Source organism: Streptomyces sp. NPDC005955, from assembly GCF_042871255.1.
GTDB lineage: Bacteria > Actinomycetota > Actinomycetes > Streptomycetales > Streptomycetaceae > Streptomyces.
Genome location: NZ_JBIAIF010000011.1, coordinates 146,839 through 154,651, shown reverse-complemented (window position 1 = coordinate 154,651; position 7,813 = coordinate 146,839). Strand labels below are relative to the sequence as shown.

General features: G+C 72.3%; 7 protein-coding genes. 6 read left to right on the top strand and 1 reads right to left on the bottom strand.

Annotation, left to right across the window (positions count from 1 at the left end):
• Positions 1-462: 462 nt before the first annotated feature.
• The 6 genes from ACFYOU_RS24865 (at position 463) to ACFYOU_RS24840 (ending at position 7,099) form a co-directional block, all read left to right on the top strand.
• Positions 463-1,467, top strand: coding sequence for an iron chelate uptake ABC transporter family permease subunit (locus tag ACFYOU_RS24865; protein ID WP_391308599.1), 1,005 nt, complete (start codon positions 463-465; stop codon positions 1,465-1,467).
• 3 nt (positions 1,468-1,470) lie between these two features.
• Complete coding sequence (locus tag ACFYOU_RS24860; RefSeq protein ID WP_391308597.1) at positions 1,471-2,559, top strand: iron chelate uptake ABC transporter family permease subunit; 1,089 nt, start codon at positions 1,471-1,473, stop codon at positions 2,557-2,559.
• 3 nt (positions 2,560-2,562) lie between these two features.
• A complete protein-coding gene (locus tag ACFYOU_RS24855; RefSeq protein WP_391308595.1) occupies positions 2,563-3,399 on the top strand; it encodes an ATP-binding cassette domain-containing protein in 837 nt (278 codons plus the stop codon).
• Positions 3,400-3,472: 73 nt separating this feature from the next.
• Entirely contained in the window at positions 3,473-4,540 is a 1,068-nt protein-coding gene (locus ACFYOU_RS24850) for an ABC transporter substrate-binding protein (RefSeq protein WP_391308593.1), read from the top strand.
• A 371-nt stretch (positions 4,541-4,911) separates the two neighbouring features.
• Positions 4,912-5,931: an alpha/beta hydrolase gene (locus ACFYOU_RS24845; RefSeq protein WP_391308591.1), complete on the top strand. Its 1,020-nt coding sequence runs from the start codon at positions 4,912-4,914 to the stop codon at positions 5,929-5,931.
• On the top strand, positions 5,924-7,099 hold the full coding sequence (locus ACFYOU_RS24840) for an acyltransferase family protein (protein ID WP_391308589.1): 1,176 nt from the start codon (positions 5,924-5,926) through the stop codon (positions 7,097-7,099). The genes ACFYOU_RS24845 and ACFYOU_RS24840 overlap by 8 nt, the downstream gene beginning before the upstream one ends.
• Before the next feature lie 92 nt (positions 7,100-7,191).
• On the opposite strand, the gene ACFYOU_RS24835 is transcribed toward ACFYOU_RS24840, so the two are convergent.
• Positions 7,192-7,731 carry a DUF1707 domain-containing protein gene (locus ACFYOU_RS24835; RefSeq protein ID WP_391308587.1) on the bottom strand — a complete coding sequence of 180 codons (540 nt, stop codon included), beginning with the start codon at positions 7,729-7,731 and terminating at the stop codon, positions 7,192-7,194.
• Between the last annotated feature and the right edge of the window lie 82 nt (positions 7,732-7,813).

Sequence of the window (7,813 nt, the reverse complement as noted above, 5' to 3'; positions counted from 1 at the left end):
GCCGCGGGCGGCCAGTTGCCGGCGTAACAACTCCCTCCGCCGCTGTGCCGATCCGTCGCCCGCACCGATGTCCGCACCGATGTCCGCACCCGACAAGAAGGCTCACGTCCCCTCAAGGTCCGACTGGTGAGCCGCACACTAACTTAGGATAGCCTTATCTTGCTATAGTGACTCCGGCGCGCTCGGCGGCGCTCCGTCGCCCCACTTCCCCCGTTCGCCCAACACCACTCCATCTCCGGGTAGTTAATGGCACGTCCAGGTGAGTCGGATGCCCGGAGGGGGAGCGGTAACGGAGACGCAACGGGCCCAACCGAAGCTTGTTGGCGGGCACTTAGGTATGGCTATCCTTTTCCCGTGCATCACGATTCGCCGAGTTCGACCGCGGCGCCCGTTCCCTCACCGGAGAAGGCTTCGCTCCGGCCCCCTTCCGCCCGGTCCCTCCGGTCGTCGCGGTGGTCCCGGTTGACCCTGAGGCCCCTCCCGCACTACGCGGCCGTCCCCCTCTGCCTGCTCCTCCTGCTGCTGCTCTGCCTCGCCTCCCTCGCCCTCGGCACCAAGTGGATCGCCGCGGACCGCGTCCTCGACCTCCTGCTCCACCCCGACGGCTCCGAAGAGTCGGGCATCGTCCACGACATGCGCGTACCGCGCACCCTGTTCGGCCTCGTCGTCGGAGCCGCCCTCGGCACGGCGGGCGCACTGATGCAGGGGCTCACCCGCAACCCGCTCGCCGACCCCGGACTGCTCGGAGTGACCGCCGGCGCCTCCCTCGGCGTCGTCGTGACCACCGGACTGCTCGGCATCACGGCCGTCCACGGCTACCTCTGGTTCGCGTTCGCCGGAGCCCTCCTCGCGACGGTCCTCGTCTACGCCCTCGGCGGCGCCGGCCGCGGCGGTGCCACCCCCGCCAAACTCGCCCTCGCCGGCGCAGCCGTCTCCGCGCTGCTCCAATCCCTGGTCAACGCCGTGCTGTTGTTCGACGCGGCTGCCCTCGGCGACTTCCGGTTCTGGGCCGTCGGCTCGCTCATCGGCCAACCCGCGGGGCTCCTCGTCGACCTGCTGCCCTTCCTCGGAGCGGGCCTCCTGCTCGCCGCCCTCACCGCGCCCGCCCTCAACAAGCTCGCCCTCGGCGACGGCGTCGCGACCTCCCTCGGCCAGAACGTGGGCCTGGTCCGCGTCCGCGGGGCCGCCGCCATCACGCTCCTCACCGCCAGCGCGGTCGCGCTCTGCGGACCGATCGCCTTCGTCGGCCTGGTGATCCCGCAGATCGCCCGTCTGCTCACCGGCCCCGACCACCGTTGGATCGTCGCCTACTCGGCGCTGCTCGGGCCCGCCCTGCTCCTCGCCGCCGACCTCGTGGGCCGTCTCATCGCCCGCCCCGACGAACTCCACGTCGGCATCGTGGTGACGGCCGTGGGCGCCCCGTTCTTCATCCTGTCGGTGCGCCGCCGCCGGCTGCGGGAGTCCTGAACCATGACCACCACTCCCACCGCCCCTCCCGTCGAGGAGGCCGCCCGGCCCGCCGGCGGCCTGGTCCTGCGGGTGCCCCGGACCCGCGCCTCCTGGATCATCCGCCCGCGCGGCACCCTCGTCAGCCTCCTGCTCGTCGCTGCGGTCGCCCTGGCCTTCGTCGTCTCCCTCGCCCTCGGCGAACTGGACCTGCCGCTCGCCGACGTGGTGCGCAGCCTCTTCGGTGACGCCGACCCCGCGACCGAACTGGTGATTCAAGGGCTCCGACTGCCCCGGGCGCTGGTCGGGCTGCTGTGCGGAGCCGCCTTCGGGCTCGCCGGCGCCGTCTTCCAGAACCTCACCCGCAACCCGCTGGCCAGTCCCGACGTCATCGGGATCTCCGCGGGCGCCGGAACGGCCGCCACCGCCGGAATGCTGCTCGGCGTCGGCAGCGGGATCGCACTGCCGACGTTCGCGCTGACCGGGGGCCTCGCCGCCGCGGCACTGATCTACGCACTCGCCTGGAAGTCCGGCACCACGGGCTACCGCATCGTGCTCGTCGGCATCGGCGTCGCCGCCCTGTGCACCAGCGCGACCAGCTACCTCCTGCTGAAGGCGGGCGTCTACCAGGCCCAGCAAGCCCTGATGTGGCTCACCGGCAGCCTCAACGCCCGCGACTGGGAGCACGTGCGTCCACTGGCCCTCGCCCTGGCGGTGCTGCTGCCCTGCGTCCTGCTGCTGGCGCCCTGGCTCAGCGGCCTGCAACTCGGCGACGAGACCGCCCGGTCCCTCGGCCTGCCGGTGCAGACCGCACGCATCGCCCTGCTCGTCGTCGGAGCCGCGCTGGCCTCGTTCGCCACGGCGGCGGCCGGTCCGGTCGCGTTCGTCGCCCTGATCGCCCCCCAGATCGCGCTACGGCTCACGGGCCCCCCGGGCCCCTCGCTACTCCCGTCGGCCCTGGTCGGCTCCCTCGTGGTGCTCGCCGGGGACGTGGTGGGACGACACATCCTGCCGGGCACCGAACTGCCGGTGGGCGTGGTGACCGGCGTGCTCGGCGCCCCCTGCCTGCTCTGGCTGCTCAGCAGGTCCAACCGCACCGGATCGGGAGGCTGACCCGTGGACCCACGACCGAAGGGGCTGACAGCGGAGGGCCTCACCCTCGCGTACGAAGGCCGCAGCGTGGTCGACGACCTCGACGTGGCGATACCCGCGGGTCGGATCACCGCCGTGATCGGCGCGAACGCCTGCGGCAAGTCGACGTTGCTGAAGGGGCTGTCCCGGCTGCTCGCACCCCGACGGGGCGCCGTCTACCTGGACGGTCAGCTCATCCACTCCCTGCGCGGCAAGGAACTCGCCCGCCGGCTCGGCATGTTGCCGCAGTCACCGGTCGCCCCGGAGGGCATCACCGTACTGGACCTGGTGAAGCGCGGACGCAGCCCGCACCAGTCCTGGTGGCGCCAATGGTCACCCGAGGACGAACGGGCCGTGTACGCGGCCCTGTCCGCCACCGGACTCACCGAACAGGCGGAACGCAGCGTGGACGAGCTGTCCGGAGGGCAGCGCCAGCGCGCGTGGATCGCCATGGCCCTGGCCCAGGACACCCCCGTCCTGCTCCTCGACGAACCCACCAACCACCTCGACCTCGCCCACCAGATCGACATCCTGGACCTGGCCGTCGACCTCAACCGCGACCAGGGCCGCACCATCGTCCTGGTGCTGCACGACCTCAACCACGCCTGCCGCTACGCCGATCACGTCATCGCCCTGAAGGAGGGACGGATCGTCGCGGAAGGCGCTCCCGCCGCCGTGGTCAGCCAACACCTGATCGCCGAGGTCTTCGGACTCAGTTGCACCGTCATCGAGGACCCGGCCGGCGGCGGCCCGCACATCATCCCGTTCGGCCGGCACCACGCCGTCGCCCCCGACCGCAGGGCGACGGCCACGAACCGCTGACCCTCGCCCCGCCACCACCCGTGCACCCTCAGACACCACCCTGCGGGTGACCGCAGCCCGGAAGGACACACCCATGCCCCGCCACCACTCCCGTGCCCACTCCCCGTTCACGGACGTCCGGCCGGACCGCCGCCGGTTCCTCGCCCTCAGCGCACTGGTCGCCACCGCGCCGCTGCTGGCGGCCTGCGGTGCGGACGACCCGAAGGACGCCCGGAGCAGCGGTGGTTCCGGCTCCGACGGTGCGAAGGGGAGCGGCCCGTGGAGCTTCACGGACGACCGGGGCAAGAAGATCGAACTACCCCGGCGCCCGGAACGCGTCGTCGCCCAGTCCCATCCCGCCGCCGCGCTCTGGGACTTCGGCGTGCGCCCGGTCGGCATCTTCGGCCCGCAGAAGGCCGCCGACGGCAAGCCCAGCCCGCAGATCGGGAACGTGGACCTCGCCGAGACCACCTCGGTCGGCACGGCCTTCGGCGAGTTCCAGATGGAGAAGCTGATATCCCTCAAGCCGGAGCTGATCGTCACCATCGCCTACGGCCCGACGGTCTGGTACATCCCCGAGGACGTCATCAAGAAGGTCGAGGAGATCGCGCCGATCGCGGTCATCCAACTGATGGGCGTGGCCGTGCCGGACGCGGTCAAGCGCTTCGGCGAGCTGGCGGCGGCCCTGGGCGCCGACCCCGACAGCGCTGAGATCAAGAAGGCGAAGGCGCAGTTCGAGACCGCCGCCGCGGCGGTCACCAAGGCGGCCGAGGCGAAGAAGGGCCTCTCCGTCGCGGTCGTGTCCGGGACCAAGGCCAACTTCTTCGTCGCCGACCCCGCCTTCCACGGCGACGTCAAGTACTTCCAACAGCTCGGTCTCGACGTCGTCAAGCCGAAGAAGCCCGAGGCCGGCTTCGAAGCACTCAGCTGGGAGCAGGCGGGCCGCTACCAAGCCGACCTCCTCCTGGAGGACGCCCGCCCCGAAGGCGGCCTGACCCACCGGCAGATGGACGCGTACCCGACATGGCGGGCCAGCCGCGCGGTGAAGGCCGGGCAGGTCATCGACTGGCAGACCGAGACGCCCTTCACGTACCAGCGCTTCACCAAGGTGCTCGACGACCTGGCCGCCGCCGTGTCCGAGGCACGCGTCAACGTGGTCTGACCTCCCTGCCGAACGCCCCCGGAAGCGAACCGACGCTCCCGGGGGCGTTCGTGTTGTCCTCCTCCGAGCCCACGGCCAGCGACGGACGGGGCGGTCGCCGACCCCCTACGGGTAGTACTCCAGAGCTAGTTGGAAGGTCACCCCCCGGCGGGACGCGGACGACGACGGGCGGTCCGTAGCTTCACAGAGCCACCGCACCACGGATCCCCGGTTCGATAGGAAGCCCATCTGCCATGCCCTCCCGCTCCCGCACGAGCCGCCCCCGCACCAGCCGCCCCCTTGCCACTCACCCCCTCGCCACTCACTCCCTCGCCACTCACTCCCTCGCCACTCACTCCCGCACGAGCGGTCCTCGCACGAGCCGCCTCAGCTTGAGCCGGTTGCGCCGCGTCGCGCTCGCTGCGCTGGTCACCGCGTCGGTGGCCGTCCCGATATCCGGCGCGGCCCGCCCGGCGGACGTGCCGGCCCCCGCACCGACCGTCCACGGCCCGCTCCGCGCGGCGACCCCCGAGGCCCTGGCCGAACGCTACGCCGGGACCCGCAAGGACCTGGTGGCCGCCGCGCGAACGGCCGAGGAGCACGGCGACACCCAACGAGCCGAGGCCCTGCGCACACTGGCGGCCCCCGCCCGACAACTCCTCTCCTTCGACGGCCGCAACGGCGGCCGGGCCGTCGAGGTGATGGGCGACCTCGCCCGGGCCGACCGGATAGCCGTGCTGGTGCCCGGCGCGGGCACCAGCGTCGACCACTACGGGCGACTGCGGAACGACGCCGGCGCGCTGCGCCGCAGCTTGGGCGACCGGTCCGCAGTCGTGGCCTGGCTCGGCTACCGGACCCCGGAGGCGGTGAGCCTGTCGGTGGCCACGGCCCGACGGGCCGCGCGGGCCGTGCCCGACCTACGCGCTCTGGTAGCGGAGCTGACGCGGGTGAAGCCCGCCGCGCGTACGTCCCTGGTGTGCCACTCCTACGGCACCGTGGTCTGTGCCGGCGCCGCCTCCCGGGTGCGGATCGCGGACATCGTGCTCTACGGCAGCCCGGGAACCGGCTACGACAGCGCAGCCGCGCTCCGTACCGAAGCCACCGTATGGGCGGGCCGGAGCAGCGGCGACTGGACCGTGGACATCCCGCACCGGCGCCTGAGACTCCCCTTCGTCACCTTCGGATTCGGCGCCGACCCCGTCTCCCCGGAGTTCGGTGCCCGGACCTTCAGCGCGGGTCACGGCCAACACAGCGAGTACTTGAAGCCCGGCTCGCTGCCCCTGCGCAACATCGCCCGGATCGTCGCCGGCGAAGCGACGCACACGGACACGGACACGAGCGCGGACACGGACACGGGCGCCGGCCCGGGCAGGGGCGCGGCCGAACGTTCCGGGGGGAACCGTCGTGCGTGAACTGATCCGCCGCATCGACGCGGCCACCCCCGCCGATCGCGACCGTGCCGTGGACGCCTTACGGGCCCTGGCCATCCTCGGCGTGGTGCTCGGCCACTGGCTGGTGACCGCGCTGGTCGTCGACAGCGGGGTCCTGCGCGGTGACAGCCCGCTCGGGCACCTGCCCCGGTTCACTCCGGTCTCCTGGGCGTTCCAGACACTCGCGGTCTTCTTCCTGGTGGGCGGACAGGTGGGCACCAAGAGCTACCTCGCTGCCCGGTCGAGGGGCACGACGTACGGGAGTTGGCTCGGCATCCGGCTGCTGCGACTCTTCCGCCCGGTCGCCGTGGTGCTGGTCGTGTGGACGCTCGCCGTGATCGTGATGCTCGCCTCGGGCGTGGACGGGACGACGCTGTACACCCTGGGCAAACGCGTGCTGTCCCCCCTCTGGTTCCTGCTCGTCTTCGCGGCCCTGACGGCGGCGACGCCCCTGGTGGTGAGACTGCACCCGCTGTGGCCGCTCACGGTGGTGCTGCACATCGACCTGATCCGCTTGGGCCTGAACGGGCCCGAGTGGCTCGGCTCGACCAACGTACTGGCGGCGTGGCTGGTCCCCTACTGCCTCGGCGCCACCTGGGCCCAGGGCGGACGGCACATGCGGCCGATCGGCTGGACACTGCTGCTCGGCGGGGCTGCGGTCACCGCCGCGCTCGTCCGCTGGGGCGGCTACCCCGCGTCGATGGTGGGAGTGCCCGGGCAGCCCGTCTCCAACCTGGACCCGCCCACCCTGGCGGTGGTCACCTTCGGCCTCGCCCAGTGCGGCGCCGCCCTCCTCCTGCTGGGCCCGCTGCGGCGGCTCCTCGTCCGGCCCGCGGTCTGGGCGGTCGTGGCGCTGGTGAACCTCTCGGCGATGACCCTGTTCCTCTGGCACCAGACGGCAATGATCACCGTGACCACCCTGGGGCTGTTCAGCGGGGTGCCGCTACCCGGTCTGCACACCGTGCCCGATGACACCGGTTGGGTGCTCGCCCGGGTGGTGTGGCTCCCGGTGTTCACCCTCGCGCTCTGGATCTGTTGGGCCGCGTTCCGCACGTACGAGCACGGCCCGCGCCGCGGCAGCGGTCGACGGGAGCGCACGATGACCCGGGGCGGCGACCCCGCCCCGACTCGACTGACGCGACGCGCCTGACCTCACGGCTCACTCCCTCGCGCCGAAGCCCCCCCCGTGAACCACCCGAGACCTTCACCGGGTACTCCCTGCCTTGCTGCCCACCCCGGACCTCAGCGTCGGGCGTGACGGATCTTCAGCCGTCCGTAGCCCACGGCCCCCGAGATCCGGATCTTCGGCCCGCCGGGACGGGGTTGCCGTCGGGCCGCGTAGCGCAGTGGCTTCCAGCCGGTGCGCAGGTCGTCGACGTCCACGACGGCGTCACGGGGCACGGTGATCCTGGCCCCGCCGGTGCCGAGTTGCAGCTCGATGTCGACCACCGGATGCTCGATGAGCGCCCGGGACAGGTCCAGCCGCACCGTGCCGAACGCCGACTCGACCTTGAGGGTCCGGGGCACCCGCCAGGCGCCGCGTCGCCGGATCCGCCCGCTTGCGGCGGAGATCGTGGCGGTGGTGTTCACCTCCGCCGGGAGCGAGTCCAGCGCCGACACGATCTCGCCGTGCGTGGTGGCGGTGAGGACCTGGTGGAGGCGTCCGTCCATCTCCTCGTGCGGGACGTGGCCTTGGGCGTACCCCTCCTGGAGGCGCCGCAGGGCCGATTCGCGTGCGTCTTCGCTGATCGGGAGCGACGGATCTTCCGGCGATGAGGTCACCCGCTCACTCTAGTCCCGTGCCCGGCCGTGTTCCGGGCCGTACTCCCGGCCGCAAGGGGCCAAGTCGAGCATGCGGTGCGGA